The sequence below is a fragment of the Streptomyces sp. NBC_00669 genome, from assembly GCF_036226785.1.
Classification (GTDB): domain Bacteria; phylum Actinomycetota; class Actinomycetes; order Streptomycetales; family Streptomycetaceae; genus Actinacidiphila.
The window spans coordinates 5,611,071-5,629,861 of sequence record NZ_CP109018.1; the positions used below are offsets into that span (position 1 = coordinate 5,611,071).

General features: G+C 70.8%; 18 protein-coding genes and 1 tRNA gene. 8 read left to right on the plus strand and 11 right to left on the minus strand.

Features of this window, described 5'->3' with window-relative positions; genetic code table 11:
- Window positions 1-45: 45 nt before the first annotated feature.
- The 3 genes from OG896_RS23505 to OG896_RS23515 all read right to left on the minus strand — a co-directional run bounded on the left by OG896_RS23505 (window position 46) and on the right by OG896_RS23515 (window position 3,472).
- Window positions 46-1,398, minus strand: coding sequence for an ABC transporter substrate-binding protein (locus tag OG896_RS23505; RefSeq protein ID WP_329368384.1), 1,353 nt, complete (start codon window positions 1,396-1,398; stop codon window positions 46-48).
- Window positions 1,399-1,589: 191 nt separating this feature from the next.
- Window positions 1,590-2,486 carry a carbohydrate ABC transporter permease gene (locus OG896_RS23510; RefSeq protein ID WP_329368386.1) on the minus strand — a complete coding sequence of 299 codons (897 nt, stop codon included), beginning with the start codon at window positions 2,484-2,486 and terminating at the stop codon, window positions 1,590-1,592.
- An 11-nt stretch (window positions 2,487-2,497) separates the two neighbouring features.
- Window positions 2,498-3,472 (minus strand): carbohydrate ABC transporter permease, encoded by a 975-nt coding sequence (locus OG896_RS23515; RefSeq protein ID WP_328464992.1) that lies wholly within the window; start codon window positions 3,470-3,472, stop codon window positions 2,498-2,500.
- 466 nt (window positions 3,473-3,938) lie between these two features.
- On the opposite strand from OG896_RS23515, the gene OG896_RS23520 reads away from it, so the two are divergent.
- From OG896_RS23520 to OG896_RS23535, 4 genes are all read left to right on the plus strand, one after another.
- On the plus strand, window positions 3,939-4,199 hold the full coding sequence (locus tag OG896_RS23520; RefSeq protein WP_329368388.1) for a DeoR family transcriptional regulator: 261 nt from the start codon (window positions 3,939-3,941) through the stop codon (window positions 4,197-4,199).
- A 216-nt stretch (window positions 4,200-4,415) separates the two neighbouring features.
- Window positions 4,416-4,826 carry a GntR family transcriptional regulator gene (locus OG896_RS23525; RefSeq protein WP_329374223.1) on the plus strand — a complete coding sequence of 137 codons (411 nt, stop codon included), beginning with the start codon at window positions 4,416-4,418 and terminating at the stop codon, window positions 4,824-4,826.
- A complete protein-coding gene (locus OG896_RS23530; protein WP_329368390.1) occupies window positions 4,804-5,718 on the plus strand; it encodes an ABC transporter ATP-binding protein in 915 nt (304 codons plus the stop codon). Before OG896_RS23525 ends, OG896_RS23530 begins: the two co-directional genes overlap by 23 nt.
- A complete protein-coding gene (locus tag OG896_RS23535; protein ID WP_329368392.1) occupies window positions 5,715-6,632 on the plus strand; it encodes a hypothetical protein in 918 nt (305 codons plus the stop codon). Before OG896_RS23530 ends, OG896_RS23535 begins: the two co-directional genes overlap by 4 nt.
- Before the next feature lie 72 nt (window positions 6,633-6,704).
- On the opposite strand, the gene OG896_RS23540 is transcribed toward OG896_RS23535, so the two are convergent.
- Together OG896_RS23540 and OG896_RS23545 are read right to left on the minus strand one after the other, a co-directional pair.
- The gene (locus tag OG896_RS23540) at window positions 6,705-7,430 is read right to left on the minus strand and encodes a GPR1/FUN34/YaaH family transporter (RefSeq protein ID WP_329368394.1); all 726 of its coding nucleotides are present in this window, start codon (window positions 7,428-7,430) and stop codon (window positions 6,705-6,707) included.
- A gap of 357 nt (window positions 7,431-7,787) precedes the next feature.
- A complete protein-coding gene (locus tag OG896_RS23545) occupies window positions 7,788-8,777 on the minus strand; it encodes a 2-deoxy-5-keto-D-gluconate 6-phosphate aldolase domain-containing protein (protein ID WP_329368395.1) in 990 nt (329 codons plus the stop codon).
- Window positions 8,778-9,097: 320 nt separating this feature from the next.
- Between OG896_RS23545 and OG896_RS23550 the strand changes: the two genes are divergently transcribed.
- The 3 genes from OG896_RS23550 (at window position 9,098) to OG896_RS23560 (ending at window position 12,110) form a co-directional block, all read left to right on the plus strand.
- A complete protein-coding gene (locus OG896_RS23550; RefSeq protein ID WP_329368397.1) occupies window positions 9,098-10,381 on the plus strand; it encodes an MFS transporter in 1,284 nt (427 codons plus the stop codon).
- Between the two features lie 99 nt (window positions 10,382-10,480).
- Window positions 10,481-10,804, plus strand: coding sequence for a hypothetical protein (locus OG896_RS23555; protein ID WP_329368399.1), 324 nt, complete (start codon window positions 10,481-10,483; stop codon window positions 10,802-10,804).
- Window positions 10,805-10,958: 154 nt separating this feature from the next.
- Entirely contained in the window at window positions 10,959-12,110 is a 1,152-nt protein-coding gene (locus OG896_RS23560) for an oxalate decarboxylase family bicupin (protein ID WP_329368401.1), read from the plus strand.
- A 174-nt stretch (window positions 12,111-12,284) separates the two neighbouring features.
- On the opposite strand, the gene OG896_RS23565 is transcribed toward OG896_RS23560, so the two are convergent.
- From OG896_RS23565 to OG896_RS23585, 5 genes are all read right to left on the minus strand, one after another.
- Complete coding sequence (locus tag OG896_RS23565) at window positions 12,285-12,623, minus strand: hypothetical protein (RefSeq protein ID WP_329368403.1); 339 nt, start codon at window positions 12,621-12,623, stop codon at window positions 12,285-12,287.
- A gap of 27 nt (window positions 12,624-12,650) precedes the next feature.
- Window positions 12,651-14,381: an aa3-type cytochrome oxidase subunit I gene (gene ctaD, locus OG896_RS23570; protein ID WP_329368404.1), complete on the minus strand. Its 1,731-nt coding sequence runs from the start codon at window positions 14,379-14,381 to the stop codon at window positions 12,651-12,653.
- Window positions 14,382-14,948: 567 nt separating this feature from the next.
- Complete coding sequence (locus tag OG896_RS23575; protein WP_329368406.1) at window positions 14,949-15,689, minus strand: PIG-L deacetylase family protein; 741 nt, start codon at window positions 15,687-15,689, stop codon at window positions 14,949-14,951.
- Window positions 15,690-15,718: 29 nt separating this feature from the next.
- Window positions 15,719-16,702 carry a VOC family protein gene (locus OG896_RS23580; protein WP_329368408.1) on the minus strand — a complete coding sequence of 328 codons (984 nt, stop codon included), beginning with the start codon at window positions 16,700-16,702 and terminating at the stop codon, window positions 15,719-15,721.
- Window positions 16,703-16,874: 172 nt separating this feature from the next.
- A complete protein-coding gene (locus OG896_RS23585) occupies window positions 16,875-17,501 on the minus strand; it encodes an isochorismatase family protein (RefSeq protein ID WP_329368410.1) in 627 nt (208 codons plus the stop codon).
- A 224-nt stretch (window positions 17,502-17,725) separates the two neighbouring features.
- On the opposite strand from OG896_RS23585, the gene OG896_RS23590 reads away from it, so the two are divergent.
- On the plus strand, window positions 17,726-18,223 hold the full coding sequence (locus tag OG896_RS23590; protein ID WP_329368411.1) for a MarR family winged helix-turn-helix transcriptional regulator: 498 nt from the start codon (window positions 17,726-17,728) through the stop codon (window positions 18,221-18,223).
- Window positions 18,224-18,532: 309 nt separating this feature from the next.
- Here OG896_RS23590 and OG896_RS23595 read toward each other — a convergent pair.
- A tRNA-Arg gene (locus OG896_RS23595) sits at window positions 18,533-18,605 on the minus strand.
- Between the last annotated feature and the right edge of the window lie 186 nt (window positions 18,606-18,791).

Below are 18,791 nucleotides of genomic sequence, written 5' to 3' on the forward strand. Positions count from 1 at the left end.
GTGCCGGCAGGGTGGTGCCGGCGGGGATCGGTGCCGGCGGGTCGGTCAGGGCTGGGCGAAGTACCCGTTCACGGCCTTCTGCGCCTTGGCCAGCGCGTCGGCGCCGTCGGACTGGCCGAGCCAGACCCGTTCCAGGTCGGTCTGGACCTCCTGGGTGACCTGGTCGGCGTGGTCGGTGATGGGGTAGGTGAAGGTGCCGCCGGGGGCGGTGGCCTCGTCCACGAAGACCTTGACGTCCTGGCCGGCGGCCTTGTGGGTGGCCAGCGCCTTGTCGCTGTCGGTCTTGAGCGCGGGGAAGACCACGCCCTTGGCGGCGATGATGTCCTGGCAGCCGGTCGAGCCGAGGAACTTCACCCACTGCCACGCCTGGTCGGGGTGCTTGGTGCCGGCGTAGATGGCGTCGGACAGGCCGTTGAGGAAGGTCTTGCGGCCCTTCGGGCCCACCGGCAGCGCCGCGAAGGCGAACTTCTGGGTGGCGGTCGGGCCCAGGTAGGTGTTGATGTTCCACGACCCGGTCATCGTCATCGCGGCCTTGCCGGCGTTCAGCACCGCGTCAGGGCCGAGGCTGGAGTTCTTGTCGTAGGCCGGCGCGTAGCCCTTCTTGGCCAGGCTCGCCTCCCAGTCGACGGTCTTGGCCAGCGCCGGGTCGTCGTAGTGGTACTTGGTGCCGAACGGGTTCTTGTCCAGGAAGGTGAAGCCGGCCGAGGCGGCGAGGTTGCCCCAGCTGCTCTGCCCGGTCGAGCCGTCGTCGTAGGCGAGTTCGATGCCGTACGTCTTGACGTGCTTCTTGTCGAACTTCGGGTCGAGCCCGTCGCGGCCGCTGGTGTCGACGGTCATCTTGGCGATGAACTGCTCGAAGGTGCCGCCGTCGTCGGGGTTCCAGGTCAGCTTGGCCAGGTCCGCGGCGGAGTAGCCGGCCTTGGCGGCCATGGTGGTGTTGTACGCGATGGCCTCGGTGTCCCAGTCCTTGGGCAGGCCGTACCGCTTGCCGTCCTTGACCCAGGCGTCGGCCAGCCCGCTCTGGTACTGCGACAGGTCGACGTGGTCGGCGGCGACCTGCTGGGAGATGTCCAGGATCTGGTTGTTCTTGACCAGGTTCGGGTAGTAGGCGACGTGGTCGGTGAACACGTCGGGGGCGTTGCCCGCGGTCATCTCGGTGGTCAGGTTGGTCCAGTACTGGCCCCACGCGGTCTGGGTGATCTTGATCTTGATGTCGGGGTTGGCCGCGGTGAAGGCGTCGGCGCAGGCCTGGTAGGCGGGCAGCTGGGCGCTGTCCCACAGCGCGTAGTCGAGGGTGACGGGGCCGCCGGCCTTCGAGGAGTCGCTGGAGCAGGCCGCCAGGGTGACGGGGAGTGCGGCGGCGAAGATGGCGACCGCGACGCGGACGTTGCGTCTCATGGGGGATCGTTCCTTCCTTGGGCCGGGGCGGTCCCGGCGGAGGGGCGCACGAGGGTGCGGGGAGAGGGCGTGCGCCCCTCCGGGTTCGGGGGCGTCGTCGCGGGCTACGGGCTGCCTGTCGCGGGTTCGCTGCGGGGGCGCTGCGGGATCGGTGCGGGATGGGTCCGGGACCGGTGCGGGATGGGCGCGGGCTACTTGATGCCGGTGAAGCCCATCGACTCCACCAGCCGCTTGCCGAAGAAGATCAGCAGCAGGGCGACGGGGACCACGGTGAGCACCGATGCGGCCATCAGCCCGGTCCAGTCCGGCGCGGTGTTCGGGGACTGCTGCAGGAAGATCCCGAGTCCGGCGGTCAGCACCCGGGTGCTGGGGTCGGGGCCCACCAGCAGCGGCCACAGGTAGTCCTTCCAGGCCCAGACGGCCGTGATCAGGCCGATGGTGAACAGCGGCCCGCGGCTCATGGGCACGATCACCTGCCAGAACTGGGTCCACTTGCCCGCGCCGTCGATCGTGGCCGCCTCCTCGATCTCGCGCGGGATGGACAGGAAGAACTGGCGCAGGAAGAACACCGCGAACGGCGTCATCAGCAGCGTGGGCGCGACCATGCCGGCGAACGAGCCGAGCCAGCCCAGGTTCTTCATCAGCGCGAAGTTCGGCAGCAGCGTGAAGATCGGCGGGACCATCAGCGACATCACGAACAGCGAGAAGAGCAGGTTCCGGCCCCGGAAGCGCAGCCGGGCGAGCGCGTAGCCGGCCATGGCGCAGCAGAACGTCTGGACGGTGGCGATCAGCGCGCAGTAGATCAGGGAGTTGCGCAGGTAGAGCAGGAAGTTCAGCTGGGCGCCCGACCCGCCGGCGGCCTGGTTCTGGGCCAGGCTGGTCAGGCCGATCACCCGCCTGAAGTTGATCAGCGTCGGGTGGTGCGGCCACAACCCGGAGTTGTCGGCGAGCAGTTGGTGGGCCGGGGTGAGCGCGGTGCGCAGCATCCAGTAGAACGGGAACACCGTGACCAGCAGGGCCAGGATCAGCACGGCCCAGGCGAGGGTACGTCCGGTGGGCAGGCGCGGGGAGAGGGAGCGGCGGGGCATCGTCGGGACTCCTAGGCCAGGTCCGAGCGCGATGCGCGCAGCAGCCGCATCTGCACCATGGTCAGCACGCCGAGGATGAGGACCAGCGTCATCGCGACCGCGCTGGCGTAGCCCATTTCGAAGTGTTTGAAGGCCAGTTCGTAGATGTAGTAGTAGATGACGCGGGTGGAGTTGACCGGGCCGCCGGGACTGGGCGTGATCGCGACCGTGTCGAAGATCTGGAACGAGCCGATCACCGACACGACCAGCACCAGCGCGAGGACCGGCCGGATCAGCGGCAGGGTGAGCCGGAAGAACATCCGGATCTCGCCGGCGCCGTCCAGCAGCGCGGCCTCGTAGATCGGGTCGGGGATCTGGAGCATGCCCGCGTACAGCAGGAGCGCGGTGTAGCCGGTGTAGGCCCAGGTGTTGGTGAGCGCGATGGTCGGCATCGACCAGGTGGTCGAGGAGAACCAGCCGTGCGTGCCGACACCGACCGAGCTCAGCACGTGGTTGACCAGTCCGAGGTCGGCGTCGAACAGCCACAGGAAGAGCAGCCCCACGGTGACGTTCGGCACCAGCCAGGGCAGCAGCAGCATCACGCGGATGGCCACCGACCGGGTCAGCCGGAACATCAGCCCTGCCAGCACCACCGCCAGCACCGTCTGCGAGCCGACGTTGAGGACGACGTAGTAGGCGCTGACCTTCAGCGAGTTCCAGAACAGCGGATCGTGCAGCAGCGTCGAGTAGTTGGCCGCGCCCACGCCGTGCGGAGCGGAGAGCAGGTTGTAGTCGGTCGTGGAGAAGTACGCGCCGCGGATCGCCGGGTACACGTAGAACACCGCGAAGCCGAGCAGTACCGGCGCCAGGAACAGCAGCGCGACGGGTCCGTCCCCGCGGCGCCGGGGGCCGGGCCGCGGTCGGTGCCCCGTACGGTCCCGGGCTTCGGCTCGCGCCTCTCGCGCTGTTCCCGCCCGTTCGCGGGTCTGCGACGCACCACCGGCCACGGAGACTCCTTCAGTACGACTTTCCATAACTTTCTCTTCTCATCGCTTGGAGAGAAGTAACGACCTTCGGCCCGGCGTTGTCAAGGCTCTCGTCGGCAACGATCGCCGAAGTTCCGGTGCGGCGGCGGGGTTTGCCGGGATCGGGGCGAACGGTGGGGGAGCGGCGCCGCGGTCGCGGGGGCGGCGCCGGCCGGATCGGTTCTGGCAGGCGTTCGAGCTGGCACTTTGTCGGTGCGTCAGTGCCCTTGGCGGTAACGGGAGTTGGCGGGTTCGGCGGACGGACTGCCGGCGGCGGGGTGGGCGCGTGCGCGCGGGCGGGCGCCGCCTTCCAAGGGCCCGGGGGCGGGTCCCGGCCGGGCGGTCTCGGGCCCGCATCGGAAGGCTTCGCCGACCCTTGACTTTCTAAAACTTTCCATCGATGCTCCCTGCGAGGTGTTTGCCCCGTCCCCGGAGGAGAGTCGAGCCGATGCCCGAACAGCGCGCCGCGGCCCTGGCCGGCGGCCGGCCCCACCCCGTCCCCGACGCACCGACGCACGCCCGCGGCGCGCTGCTGCCGATCCAGCGCAAGCGCGCCATCCTGGCGATCCTGGCCGCCGATCGCGCGGTCGAGACCGCGCGCCTGGCCGCGCGCTTCGGCGTCTCGACCGTCACCATCCGGCGCGACCTCGGGCAGCTCCACGAGGAGGGTCGGCTGGAACGGGTCCGCGGCGGGGGCCGGCCGCGCTGACCGTACGCCGCCCCCTCGCCGCCCCCTCTCCGCCGCCCCGCCGTCGCCCGCGCCACCGTCCGGCCGACGCCCGCGCCACCGACCACCGCTGCCCCGCCATCGCCCCGCCATCGCCCCACCACCGCGCTCGCGCACCCGTGAGGTGCCGTTTGACGTGCACGGAAAGCCCGTGCATGATTCCACTACTTGATTAGTGGAATGAGGGGTGCGGTGGCGATGTTCGCCTTCCGGATCGACCGGCAGAGCGGGGTCGCCAGCTACCTGCAGATCGTCCAGCAGGTCCAGCAGGCCCTGCGGTTGGGCCTTCTGGAGCCGGGCGACCGCCTGCCCACCGCCCGCGCGGTGGTCGAGGCGACCGCGCTGAACCCCAACACCGTGCTCAAGGCGTACCGCGCACTCGAGTCCCAGGGCCTGGTCGAAACCCGACGCAGGCACGGGACGTTCGTGGTGGGCACCCTCGGCTCCTCCGGCGCCGACTCACCCTGGCGGGCCGAACTCGCCGAGGTGGCCGCACGTGCCCACGCGGCCGGACTGGAACGCGACGACCTCGCCGCGCTGTTCGCCGCCGTACTCGACGATCTCCATCCACCGAAGGATTCCGGCCTTGTTCCCCACCAGCAGCGCTGACCCGGCGCTCACCGCGCGCGGCGTCACCAAGAGATATCGGCGCAGAGGCCCGGACGCGCTCGGCGGTTGCACCTTCAGCATCCCGGCCGGCGCCGTCTGCGCCCTCGTCGGACCCAACGGTGCGGGCAAGTCGACCCTGCTGGAGATCGCGGCCGGGTTCGAGCAGCCCGGCGCCGGCACCGTCGAGATCTTCGGGAAGCCGCCCAGGGCCGGCCATCCGCGGGTCTCCTACCTGGCCCAGGACCGGCCGCTGTTCCCCCGGCTCACCGCCGCGGACACCCTGCGCTTCGGCGCGCTCGCCAACAGCGCCAACTGGGACCGCGAGCTGGCCGAGCGGGTCGCCGACCTGGCGCGCCACGACCGCGACGAGCGGATACGGGACCTGTCCGGCGGCGCGCGCGCCCGGATCGCGCTGGCCGTCGCCCTCGGCAAGCGCGCCGACCTGCTGCTGCTGGACGAGCCGATGGCGGAGGTGGACGTGCTCTCCCGCCGTGAGCTGATGGGCCTGCTGCTGGCCCACGCCGCCGAGACGGGCAGCACCGTGGTGATGTCCTCGCACATCATCTCCGACCTCGCCGACACCTGCGACCACCTGCTGCTGCTCGACGGCGGCCGGGCCCGCCTCTGCGGCGACATCGACGACCTCACCGCGTCCCACGCGATGGTCACCTACTCCGGGGGCGCCGATCGGCTCGCCGGCCACACCGTCGTCGAGTCCCGCCCGGCCGGCCGCGGCACCAGCGCGCTGATCCGCCCGGGAGCCGCGATCCCCGCCGACTGGCAGGTCCGGCAGCCCACGCTGGAGGAACTGGTGCTGGCCCACCTCGCCGCCCCGGACGCCCCCGACCTCGTACTCGCCCAGCAGCCCCACCCCGAGGAGTCCGCCGCGTGAGCGCCGCCACCGAGACCGTGACGTCGACCAAGTCCCGCCCCCGTGGGGAGCGGTGGCCGCTCACCCGGATCGTCTCGCGCCAGATGTGGCCCGTGGCCGCCCTGCTCCTGCTGGTCGCGCTGCGCATCGGCGCCTACCTGGTGTTCCACTACTTCGGCTGGTCCCACGCCGTGGACCTGCGCGCACGCATCGGCAAGCAGGAGTACGACTTCGGACGGCACCCGGGCGACGCGCACGTCCGGACCGCCCAACTGCTCCAGGACGGCGCGCGCCTCGCCTTCCAGCCGGCCCTGTACGCCGCGGCGCTCACCGGTGTGGTCACCGGCCGCGAGTGGCAGTCCCGCCGGGTCGCTCTCACCCTCGCGCAGTCCGTCTCCGCGCGGCGCTGGTTCGCCGCCCGCTGGGCCGGGCTGGCCGCGGTGGTCCTGGTCCTGGTCCTGCCGCTGGTGGTGCTGTACCGGCACAGCACCGTGCACGCCGTCCACCTCGACCTGCTGACCCACGGAATCGACCGGCACACCGCCTACTTCACCATCGGCCCGGTCACCGTCGCCTACGTGCTGCTCGGAGTCGCCGCCGGCGCCCTGACCGGAACCGTGCTGCGCCGCACCGTGCCCGCGCTGATCGCCGCACCCGCGCTGACCTGGCTGCTGACCGCCCTGCTGGTGCGCTCGCGGGTGGCACTGCTGATCGACTTCCCGGCCTGGTCGCGGGTCAGCGGATGGCACGCCGGCGGTGTGCTCGGCCTGCAGTTCTACGACGTGCTCCCGCAGGACACCTTCCTCGTCGACTCCCTGAAGCCGGGCGACTACTGGCCCTACCAGATCGCCCAGAGCGCGGTCGTGCTCGCGGTGGCGGCCGTGCTGACCTGGGCCGCGCTGCGCGTCCTGCGCCGCCGTACCGCGGGGTCCTGACCGCGCGGCCGCCGGGCCGGGCCGGACGCACGCCGTCGAGTGCCCGGTCCGCCCGCCGCTCGGCGAAGCCGGTCACAGGGTCCGGCGGACTCCTGGCTGCCGCTCGATGTTCTTCAACTGGCTGGCGAGATCGCCCTGGATGGCAAGTGCGGTGCCGCGCCGCCCGATGGGCAGGATCGCGCGTCCGCGGGTCTCCTCCAGGAGCAGGGCCCATGCCGCGTACATCGAGACCGCGGCGAGGATGAAGCCGAGGGCCGCCCCGGCATGGGCGGCGTCGACGTTGCCGGTGATGTCGGCCACCCCCGACACGGAGAACCTGGGCACGGCCACCACCAGCACCGCGGCGAGGGCCCGTTTGGACAACGCCGTCAGCATCACGAGGAGGACGAACACGGAGAACGTCACCAGGAAGATGCCGAGCACCTTCTGCGCCTCGGGGGGATGCACGAAGTACAGCAGGGTCTCCACCAGCCAGTTCGCCGCGAAACTCGTCATGGCCGTGGCGGCGGTCGCGTCACGGCAGAACACGGCGAGGACCCCGACGATGATCTGGAGGACGAAGGCGGGCAGCAGGACGAGCGCGACCGCGGCTTCGGCGTTCTTCGGAAGAAGGCCGGCCTGGTACGTGGACACGATGGTCGAGTCGATGGCGACGGTGAAGTACCCCAGCGGCAACGGCGTCGCCATCGGGCGCAGGTTGACCCGGATCATGGACCGGACATCGGGTGGGGGCGGGTCGCCGTCCGGGAAGGGCGGCTCGGGACCTTCCGTCACCGGCCCCGCTGTGGTGCTGTCCACGCCCTCATCCCTCGGTGCCGACCTTCGCCCTGCCCTCGCCCCGCGCTCCGCCCTGCCGTCGTCATGTCGTCGTGCGCTCGGGGCCGTTCGCCCGAAGCGCGGACGGCCGTGCCGCACAGTGGTGTGCCGCGGCCACTCGTCCCTACGACTCGTCCATACAGCCGCATTCCGCAGCATAATCCGTAAACCGCCGTCTTTCGGGCAACGCGCCCGGTCGTGGCGGTGCCTGCGAGCGAGCGGCGCGGCTTCGAGCGGCGCGGCTTCGAGCGGCGCGAGGAGTACGCCGGGGTCACCGCGTTCGGCGGACTCCGGCCCGCCGTTCGATCTCCGCGCCGGCCGGTCGTCGGCCGCCCGCTGTCACCAGAACGGGCTGCTGGCGCCGGGCAGTTCGCCGTCGCGTGCCATCAGGTAGTAGCGGGCGAAGTCGAGGTAGTTGGCGGCGATCCGCCGGCGGGCCTCACGGGCGGTGGAGCGGTGGCGCAGGTGCGCGTGCAGCGGGTCCCACCAGATGCTGCGGCCGATCGCGAACCCGACGAACCCGGCGACGGGTGCCGCGACCTTCAGCCAGTGATCGAGCCGGTCGTGCGGTGCGTGCCGGCCGAGCACGATGCACTCGGCGCTGCGGCCGCCTCGGCGGGCGGCGGCCAGCACGGCCTCGGTGTCCTCGTGGCGTTCGAGTCCTTCGATCTTCCAGATCGCCGGCTGCACGCCGTGGTCCTGCAGGTACTCGATGACGGCGACCGTGAGGCCGGGGCGGACCTCGGCGTCGTACCGGTCGGTGTCCTCGCCCAGGGCCTGCCGGTCGGAGTCGCTCGCCGGGACGAGCAGTTCCAGGATCAGCGGCCGGCCGGCGTCCTCGGCCCAGGAGGAGACCTGGGCCAGGTCGGCGGCCTGCTGGGCGCGGCGGCCCGGGTCGAACCCCGGATTGTCGCGGACCAGGACCTTCGCGTGGTCGGCGGGGAAGAACTCCGCGTGCCGCCGCCACTGGTCGCCGTAAGCGAACTCGAACCAGTCGCTCCCGCTGGCCTCGATCGGCACGGACAGGTTGATCGCGCCGCCCGAGCGGCCCGCGAGTTCGATGACCGCCGCGCCGTACTGCTCGTCGATGAGGATTCCGGGCTGCGGGCCGGCCGGGAGTTTGCCCGCGGCGTCCAGCAGGGCCTGGTAGATCAGGAGCTTGTCGGCGCTGATCCGGGCCGCCTGAGCCGGTTCGGGGGGCCCGCTGAGCTGGTAGAGGTCCCGTTCCAGGCTGTTCCTGTGATCCGCCGCGAGGATGAGCAGCGCCTTCCCGTCGGGCGTGGTGGCCGCTGCCGATTTCTCCGGCTCGGCGAGAGGAACGTCGGACATGAAGACCTCTTCTCGGCTTATCGGCTTCTCGGCTTCTCGGCGGAAATGTTCACAGGTCGGCGGAAATGATCACAGGAATCCAGCTTGCGGCCGGCGGCCGGGCCTGTCCAACGCTGGCCGGCGTCCATGAGCAGCGGGAACGGCCGGAACGCCCTTCCGGGTGCGGAACAGGCGGGGCGCGCGGGCTGTCCGCATGAGGTTGCCGCGCGGGTGTGCTTTGCTGGCCGGGCGGGCCGCGTGCCACCCGGGGAACGGGGTGGGCCGCGTGATGGCGGCGCCCTCGGGACCTGTGGGATTCCGGTCTGAAAGCGACCACACCGATGCCGGCTACCTCCAAGACGTCGAACAGGCTGCACCAGCTCGGGGCCGCGCTGACCGTCCGCAACTTCCGACGCTACGTGAGCGGCCAGTCACTGTCGCTGATCGGTACCTGGGTCGAGACGGTGGCCCAGGGCCTGCTGGTCCTGCACCTGACGCACTCCGGGGCGCTGCTCGGATTGACCACGGCCACCCGTTACGCCCCGGTGCTGCTGCTGTCGCCCTATGCCGGGCTGCTGGTGGACCGGTTCTCCAAGCGGCGGGTGCTGCTGGTCACGCAGTTCGGGCTCGGTGCGGTCTCCCTGCTGCTCGGCGTGGCCGTCCTCACCGACCGGGTCGCGCTGTGGCAGGTGTTCGTGCTCGGCGTTGCCTTCGGCACCTTCAGCGCCCTCGACAACCCGGCCCGGCAGGCGTTCGTCTCCGAGGTCGTGGGCCCCGCCCTGGTCCGCAACGCCGTCACCCTCAACTCCACCCTCGTCAACGTGGCCCGGGTGATCGGTCCGACGATCGCCGCGCTGCTGGTCGGCTCGGCCGGGATCGGCTGGTGCTTCGTCATCAACGCCGCCAGCTTCCTCGCCGTGATCGCGTCGCTCCTCGCCCTGGACACCGGGAAGTTGCACCCGGCGGTGCCCGTTCCGCGGGGGCGCGGGCAGTTGCGGGCCGGGTGGCGCTACGCGGCAGGGGTGCCGGACATCATCCGGCCGGTGGTCATGATGGCGCTTGTCGGGACGTTCGCCTTCGAGTTCGAGGTCAGCTTCCCGTTGCTGGCGCACGACACCTTCGGCGCCGGCGACGACGCCTACGGGTGGCTGCTCGGCTCGTTCGGCCTCGGCGCCGTGGCCGGCGGGATCTACGCCCTGGGCCAGGAGCGGACCGGTGTGCCGCGCCTGCGGCGGATCGCGATCGGCTACGCCACGGCGATGGGGCTGCTCGCCGTCGCCCCGACGCTGGCCGCGGCGTTCGGTGCCTGCTTCCTGGTGGGCGTGGCCACCATCTTCTTCCTGTCCACCGGCAACGCCACCGTCCAGCTCGCCTCCAACTCCCGTTACCGGGGGCGGGTGATGGCCCTGTGGTCGATCGCGCTCGTCGGCAGTACCCCGATCGGCGCCCCGATCATCGGCGCCGTCTCCCAGGGGCTCGACCCGCGCGTCGGCGTCGGCCTCGGCGCGCTCTCCTGCCTGGCCGCGGCAGCAGTCGGCCGCACCCCGCGGGCCCAGCGGCCGCCACGGGGCGCCGCGGCGACGATGAAGGCTCCCGCACCAACCCGGCGGCCCTGGCGCAGGTGACGGCGCGGTGACGCGTCGGTGATCCGATCGTCCCAGGCTCTTCGTAGTGCCCCGGTACTCCGGTGCCGGGGGACGGCACACGCGACGAGAGGGGAAACCGTGTTCGCCCACCACTCCGCGTCCTCCCGGTCGTCCTGCCGGTATGCGGAACGCGTTCCGTCGGGTCGATCCGGCCACTTCGGCCACTTCGGCCACTTCAGCCTCTTCGGCTCCTCCGGCCGATTCCGCCGCCCCCTCGTTTCGCGCTGGATCTACGACGCGATCCTGCTGTCCGCCGTCGTGCTGGCGGCAACGCAGCACGTGCTGGCCCGAGGAGCGGTCGTGGCCGCCTTCCTGGTCCTACGCGTCGCCGCCCGCCTGTTCCTCCGTGGCCGGCGCCCGCTGGCCGCGCCCGGCCGCCCGGGCGCGGAGCCGCGTCGATGAGGGCCGGACGTGGGTCCGAGCCCACCCCGTCAACCCACCCGTGGACCGTCCACCGCCTGAACCGCCTGAACCGCCTGAACCGCCTGAACCGCCTGAACTGCTTGAACCGCCTGAACTGCTTGAACTGCTTGAACTGCCTGAAAGGACTTCCGTCATGACCCAGACCACCCGGCGCAGCACGCCGCAGCCCATCCGTGACGGTCAGGGCGCCACCGACCCCGGCCCCCGCAACACCCTGGTGGACCTGCAGAACCCGGACGTCCTGGTCCCCCCGGAAACCGACGCCGGCACCATGCCCAGCCTGAAGTACCCCTTCGGCCAAGCCCACATGCGCCTGGACGCCGGCGGGTGGGCCCGCGAGGTCACCCAACGCGAGCTGCCCATCGCCACCACCCTCGCCGGCGTCAACATGCGCCTCAAGCCCGGCGGCATCCGGGAACTCCACTGGCACCTGCAATCCGAATGGGCCTACGTCCTGGAAGGCAGCTGCCGCATCAGCGCCGTCGACCAGGAAGGCCACGCCTTCCTCGAAGACGTCTCCGCCGGCGAACTGTGGTTCTTCCCCCAGGGCATCCCGCACCACATCCAAGCCCTCGACGACGGCGTCGAGTTCCTCCTCGTCTTCAACGACGGGCAGTTCTCCGAGAACAACACCTTCCAGGTCACCGACTGGTTCAACCACACCCCCCGCTCCGTCCTCGCCAAGAACTTCGGCGTCGCCGAAGAGGACTTCGACGCCATCCCCACCTCCGAGCTCTACATGTTCAACGGCGCCGTCCCGCCCCCGCTGGAATCCGACCGCATCATCAGCCCCACCGGCGACGTCCCCCGCAGCTTCAAGCACAACCTCGACGCCCAGACCCCCACCCGCACCAGCGGCGGCACCGTCCGCGTCGTCGACTCCACCAACTTCGCCGCCTCCACCACCACCGCCGCCGCACTCGTCGAGATCGACCCCGGCGCCATCCGCGAACTGCACTGGCACCCCAACAACGACGAATGGCAGTACTACATCTCCGGCCAGGGCCGCATGGGCGTCTTCGCCAACTCCGGCCACAACCGCACCTACGACTTCCAGTCCGGCGACGTCGGCTACGTCCCCTTCGCCATGGGCCACTACATCGAGAACACCGGCGACACCCCCCTGAAGATGCTCGAGATGTTCCGCGCGCCCCGCTTCGAGGACATCAGCCTCGTCCAGTGGATGGCGCTGACCCCCCGCGAACTCGTCCAGCACCACCTCAAAGTCGGCGACAACGTCATGAACTCCCTCCGCCGCGAGAAGCAGCCCATCTTCCGCCCGTGAACGACAAAGGGATGAACCCCAACGGGTGAACCACAAGGGAAGCGGCTGAACACCCCGCACACCCCCCGCCCGGCGACCGGACCCACCACCCGGTCGCCGGGCCACCCCCGTGTCGGAACCCTCGAACCCTCGATCCCCTGGCTGCCCGAACGGACCGGCCCAGCAAGGTGGTTGTCACCTCAGCCGGAGCGCGAGCGTGCCGACTCCGGCGAGCAGGAACGTGCCGGTGGCCGTCACCGCCACGCAGCGCGCTTTGAGCCGCAGGTAGCGTTCCGTGTACTCGGCCCGGAGTTCGGCGGCGCGTTCGCAGATCCGCTGGAACATCGCGTGCGCGGCGGCGGTGCGCTCGACGACGTAGACCCGCTCGACCTCCTCGCGCTGGGCGGTGGTGAGCCAGGGCAACTGGTCGGTGAAGGAGCGGGCCTGGCTACGGGCCCGCTCCACCTCCGCGTGGCCCATGAGGTACCCCTCGATCCGCCACAGCCCGTGGTCGTCGTTCTTGTCCGGCTGCATGGGCGTGCCTTCGGTGGTCGGCGCGGGTTATCCGCGGCTGTCGCCGGAGGCGGCGGATGTCGACGTGTGGGGGCGGTTGGCCTCGTCGTCGGCGGCAGCGATCTCCGGGTGGTGCAGGTCGAACGCCGGGGACTCGGAGCGAATCCGGGGCAGGGTGAGGAAGTTGTGCCGCGGCGGCGGGCAGGAGGTCGCCCACTCCATGGAACGGCCGTATCCCCAGGGGTCGTCGACCTCGACCTTCTTGCCGTACTTCGCGGTCTTCCAGATGTTGTAGAGGAACGGCAGCATCGACAGGCCGAGCAGGAACGAGCTGATCGTGGAGACCGTGTTCAGCGTGGTGAAGCCGTCGGCCGCGAGGTAGTCCGGGTAGCGGCGCGGCATTCCGATGACGCCCAGCCAGTGCTGGACCAGGAAGGTCCCGTGGAAGCCGACGAACAGCGTCCAGAAGGTGATCTTCCCGAGCCGCTCGTCGAGCATCTTGCCGGTCATCTTCGGCCACCAGAAGTGGAATCCGGCGAACATCGCGAACACCACGGTGCCGAAGACCACGTAGTGGAAGTGCGCGACCACGAAGTACGAGTCCGAGACGTGGAAGTCCAGCGGCGGCGCGGCGAGGATGACACCGGTCAGCCCGCCGAAGAGAAACGTGATCAGGAAGCCGATGGACCACAGCATCGGCGTCTCGAAACTCAGCGAGCCCTTCCACATGGTGCCGACCCAGTTGAAGAACTTCACCCCGGTCGGCACCGCGATCAGGAAGGTCATGAACGAGAAGAACGGCAGCAACACGGCCCCGGTGACGTACATGTGGTGCGCCCACACCGTCACCGAAAGGGCGGCGATCGAGATCGTCGCGGCGACCAGGCCGATGTAGCCGAACATCGGCTTGCGGGCGAACACCGGGATGATCTCGGAGACGATCCCGAAGAATGGCAACGCGATGATGTACACCTCGGGATGGCCGAAGAACCAGAACAGGTGCTGCCACAGGATCGCGCCCCCGTTGGCCGCGTCGAAGACGTGCGCCCCGAACTTCCGGTCGGCCTCCAGGCACAGCAGCGCGGCGGCCAGCACCGGGAAGGCGAGCAGCACGAGCACCGCGGTCAGCAGCACGTTCCAGCAGAAGATCGGCATCCGGAACATCGTCATGCCGGGGGCGCGCATGCAGATGATCGTGGTGATGAAGTTGACCGCACCCACGATCGTGCCGAATCCGGACAGCGCCAGACCCATGATCCACATGTCGGCGCCGATACCGGGCGAGTTCACCGCGTTGGACAGCGGCGAATACGCGAACCAGCCGAAGTCGGCCGCGCCCTGCGGGGTGAGGAATCCACCCACCGCGATCAGTGAGCCGAAGAGATAGAGCCAGTAGGCGAGCATGTTCAGCCGCGGGAAAGCGACATCGGGCGCGCCGATCTGCAGCGGCATGATCCAGTTGGTGAAGCCCGCGAACAGCGGCGTCGCGAACATCAGCAGCATCACGGTGCCGTGCATCGTGAACGCCTGGTTGTACTGCTCGTTGGACAGGAACTGGTTCCCCGGACGCGCCAACTCCGCCCGCATCAGCAGCGCCATGACGCCGCCGATCAGGAAGAACGCGAACGACGTCACCAGATACAGACTGCCGATCGTCTTGTGGTCGGTGGTGCTCAGCCACGACACCACCGCGGAACCGGCCCGTTTGGGGCGGACGGGTACTTCGTCCTCGTACGAGTCGTCCTGCTCTGCCACATCCGCGGCAGCCCGATCGGTCACCTCAACGCTCCTTCGCCTGGGCCGAAATGGCCACGGGGATCAGGATGGCGATGACCGGTCGGAAGCGCCGCTGGGCCCGCCGGGGCTTCGCCCGAACGGCGCAACGCGCGTCGAGAATCGCGGAAGAGCCGTGCGTCACAAGGCTGTTGTCGCGCGACGCCGCTCCCGCTGCCGGCCGGGGAAGCGGAAGCTCCGGCCGCAGGGGGGCGGAGACCGGAGCTTCGACCGTCGGCGCTGTCGGGGACTTGGGCCCTACTGCGGGTGGTCAGGGCCGCGCATCACGTCACACGGTGGTTGCCGGTTGCCGGTTGCCGGTTGCCGGGTTGCCGGGTTGCCGGTTGCCGGTTACGGCTGCGGGCCGCCCTGGACGTGGGGCCGGGCCGTCCGTCGAGGTCGCTCCCCGCACCCTGAGCGGCTACTTCCCCTGCCCGTCCGGCAGATCATCGAGCCGGGATCGGGCCCCACCGCCAACTCGGGTGGAAATCCTGGCCGGATGACGGCCCACGCGGGCCCGGCACCGCCGGCCGAGCGGACCTGAGCGCTGCGTCGCCCGCGGTCGCCCCGTCGTCAGCTCAGCCGAAGGACCTCGAACGCCGACGCGTAGGTCACACCCAGCCGGCTCCCAGCCGTCCGCCCGGACGACTCCAGGAAACCCTCGGCGTCGGCCATGTCCCCGCCCAACCCGGCAAGGTAGGCCCGGTGCGCCTTGAGCGAGGCGACACCGCTCGCGAAGTGGCCGGTGGTGTCGACCGCGTGCGCTGCCTCCGGCGAGCCCGCCGCGAGGACCATGCGAACGCCGTTCCAGGACGGATGGCCCTCGTCGGCGAGTTCCCGGAACACCCAGCCGTTGCCCGCGTCCCTGACACCGTCGAGCACCGCCCGGCCGACGGCGATGTGGTCGGCCTGGTTGGGAAACGACCCCCCGTAGGTGTCCCGGAAGTTCGTGGTGACCACGACCTCGGGCCGATGCCGGCGCACGCAGCGGGCGATGTCGCGGCGCAGCGGCAGCCCGTACTCGACCACGCCGTCCGGGTGGCCGAGGAACTCCACCACGTCGACGCCCACCAGCGCCGCGGACGCGATCTGCTCGGCCTCCCGAAGGGGGCCGCACTCGGCAGGATCGAGGGAGGCGATGCCGGCCTCGCCGCTGGTGACCATCACGTAGACGACGGTCTTGCCCTGCGCCGTCCAGCGGGCCACGGCCGAGGCCGCGCCGTACTCCATGTCGTCCGGGTGGGCGACGATCGCCAGGGCGGTGTGCCAGTCCTCGTCGAGGGGTTGGTAGCGCGTCGGCGCCTGCTCGGTCATCTGTTTCCGTCCTGTCGAGGTCCGGCTGGTCAGCGCAGGGCGCCGTCGTGGATTTCGGTGACGAAGCCTCCGGGGAAGCGGACTACGGCGCTGTGTCCGCCCCGACCGGTGTACGGGCCCCACAGGACGGTGGCGCCGTGGGCCCGGGCCTTGGCCAGGGTGGCGGTCAGGTCCGGCACGTCGATGCCGCTGACCTCGTCCCCGAAGGGGTGGTTGAAGTAGCCGTCCTTGGTCGAGATGACGACCGTGTCGCCGTACGCCGAGGTGATGGCGATGCGGTGGTAGGTGGTGCCCGGCGCGCCGATCTGGGCGCCGTCCGCGTGCGGGTCGTCCAGGACGACGCGGCCCTTGGTGAAGGCCAGGTACGACTTGAGGAAGTCGGGGAGTGTGTCCCGGGGAACGTAGACCCGGTTGTCGGGCACCGTCGTCAGAGCCGGGAAGGGGTCGGGCGACAGCGTGGTCTCGTGCCAGAGCTGCGTGTCGATGCCGCCGGGGAACTGGATGACGCTGTCGTGGCCGATCGGGTCGGCGAAGGTCGCGACCAGGGAACTGGCTCCGGCCGCCTGGGCCTGCCGGGTTGCCGCGGCGGTGTCGGTGACGCCCCACCCGGTGCGTTCCTGGCCGAAGGGGTAGGGCACGGGAGTGGTGAAGTCGAACACCGACAGCAGGGCCACGGGCGAGAAGACCTGGGTGGCCAGGGCAGAGCTCGGTGTGGGGGTGAGCTGCGTGGTGAACGGTTTGACGTAGCTGCCGCCGAACGTCCCCACCCAGCTCTTGGCGAAGGCTTCCAGTTGTCCCGGCTGCACGTAGACGTGGACGGCGCTGTACTGCGGGCCCAGCGCCATGGCCTTGGCCGGAGCGGCGACCCCCGAGGCCGCCGAGGCCGCACGGGCCGGGGTGTGGGCGGAGGCCGCGGTCGCTCCCGGGGTGCCCAGCACCCCCGCGAGGACCGCCGTGGCTGCGGCGCCCACCGAGATGATCCTGCCGTATCTGCCGTATGACCTGAGACTCATGTCCGACCTTCCTGGTGGAGGGGGGAAACCCCGGCAGCGCGGACCGGCGGCAGCCGCCGGGGCACCCGAGCGGGTGGCTGATCGTGCTTGCCCTCGGGTCGCCGCGCCTCCCGCGCCGGTGCGCGTCGGGAGCGTGTCGGCCGGTGTGCGGGCGGGCGGCGGTCTGTGGGCCCTACGCCTGGTAGGCGGCGGAGATCTGGCCGACCAGGACGGCGAACGGCATGTCGAGGGCGGCATAGAGGGCGCCGGACTCGGGGGCGGCGTTGTCGGCCAGGGCTTCGACCATGAGAGTGGCGTAGTCGCTGACCATGACGCCCGCCTGCTGCATCCGCAGCAGTCCGGCCTCCCGCTTGGTCCGGCTGAAGGTGCCGGAGGCGTCCACGGTGACGTACGCGTCGTACCCGGCGGCCGTCGCGGAGATCGCGGGCAGTGCCGCGCACACCTCCAGCGACACTCCGGCGATGATCAACTTCTGCCGGCCGGTGGCCTCGACGGCCTCGCGGACCCGGTCGTCGTGCCAGGCGTTGACCGTGCTGCGGTCGATGATCTTCTGCCCGGCGGGCAGGGCTTCGACCAGTTCGGGAGTGGTCGGCCCCCACATGCTGTCCGCCGCGGTGGTGGTGACGACCAGCGGGATGTCCAGCACGGTCGCCGCCCGGGCCAGTGCCACCACGTTGTGCTTCAGCTCGCCGACCGGGATGTCCCGGACGCCGGACAGAAGGCCCACCTGGTGGTCCACCAGCACGACGGCGGCGTTCTCCCTGGTGATCGACTCCTGGAACCTGCTGCGCTCGCTCATCATCCGCTCCTTCAGGGTTGGGCCGTGCTCCGCATTGGTCACCAAATTTGATAGTCAAACTTGGTGACTACTTTGATGCTATGCCTCGGCCCCCTGGGGTGCAAGCAATGCTGGGGAAGGGCCGCCCGGAATCCGGGGCGATGCCCGGCCCACCGGGGGCGGACATCGCTAGAATCGCTGGTCACACACCACGGTGGCGGACGAGCGCCAGGACGGGAGAGACGTTGTCAGGAAACCCGGCCCCCGAGCCGGACCTCGGCGTGCTCGCCGCCCGGGTCCTCACGTCCGTTCAGCGCGAGCTGTTCACCACGCTCGCCGGGCAGGGTTTCGACGACATCCACCCCCGCACCGGCGCCGTCCTCGCCCACCTGCGTGCCGACGGCATCCGCGCCAGCGAACTCGCCCGCGCCTCCGGGCAGCACAAGCAGGTCATCGGCACCCTCATCGACGACCTCGAACGCATGGGCTACGTCGAACGCAAACCCGATCCCGCGGACCGCCGTGCCAAGCTGATCTACCCCACCGAGCGCGGCCTGCTCCAGATGGAGGCGGCCGCCTCCATCATGCGCGCCATCGAGGAGCGCCACGCGACGGCACTGGGCGCGCAGGAGTACGCCGCCTTCAAGACCGCCCTCCATCGTGTGGCCGAGCTCCAGCGCCAGGCCCCCCACAACAGCCGGGGCGGCGGGACGTCACCAGGGCAACCGGGCGACCCTGTGTGACGAGCAACTCGCCGCCACCGAAACCGCGTTGCAGCACCCCAAGCCCGCCCGCGCACCCCGCGCCGGGCCCCGCCGCCGGGTGCGCAGCCGCCGAACAGGCCCGCATGGCACCGGACTTGAGGAATTCCACCGCTCTCGGGTGATCGCGTATGCCCGGGGGACCGCGCGGAACTCCCGGACGTGCTCCAGCCCTCCGTCGGCCACCGCCGCCCGGGAGGCGGCGCCGGCCGCCGCCGACTGCGTGGGCCCAAGACCGGGCAATCGACCGTCGGGCCGACGAAGACGCAGGTCAGGACAGGCCTGATGTTGTGCCCCAGGCAGGATTCGAACCTGCGACACCGGCTTTAGGAGAGCCGTGCTCTATCCCCTGAGCTACTGGGGCGGGGATGTGCGCACCACCGAAGTGGTGCGGTGACACTGTACCGGTTGCCGGCGGGTCGCCGCGGAGCCGTACGGACCTCGCGGTGCGCCTCGTGGTACGGGACCGCGCGGGCAGCCGGCCGCGCCGGGGCGGGGCCTGTCGTACGGCGGGGGCGGGCCCGTACGGCAGAGGCGGCTCGCTCCCGCG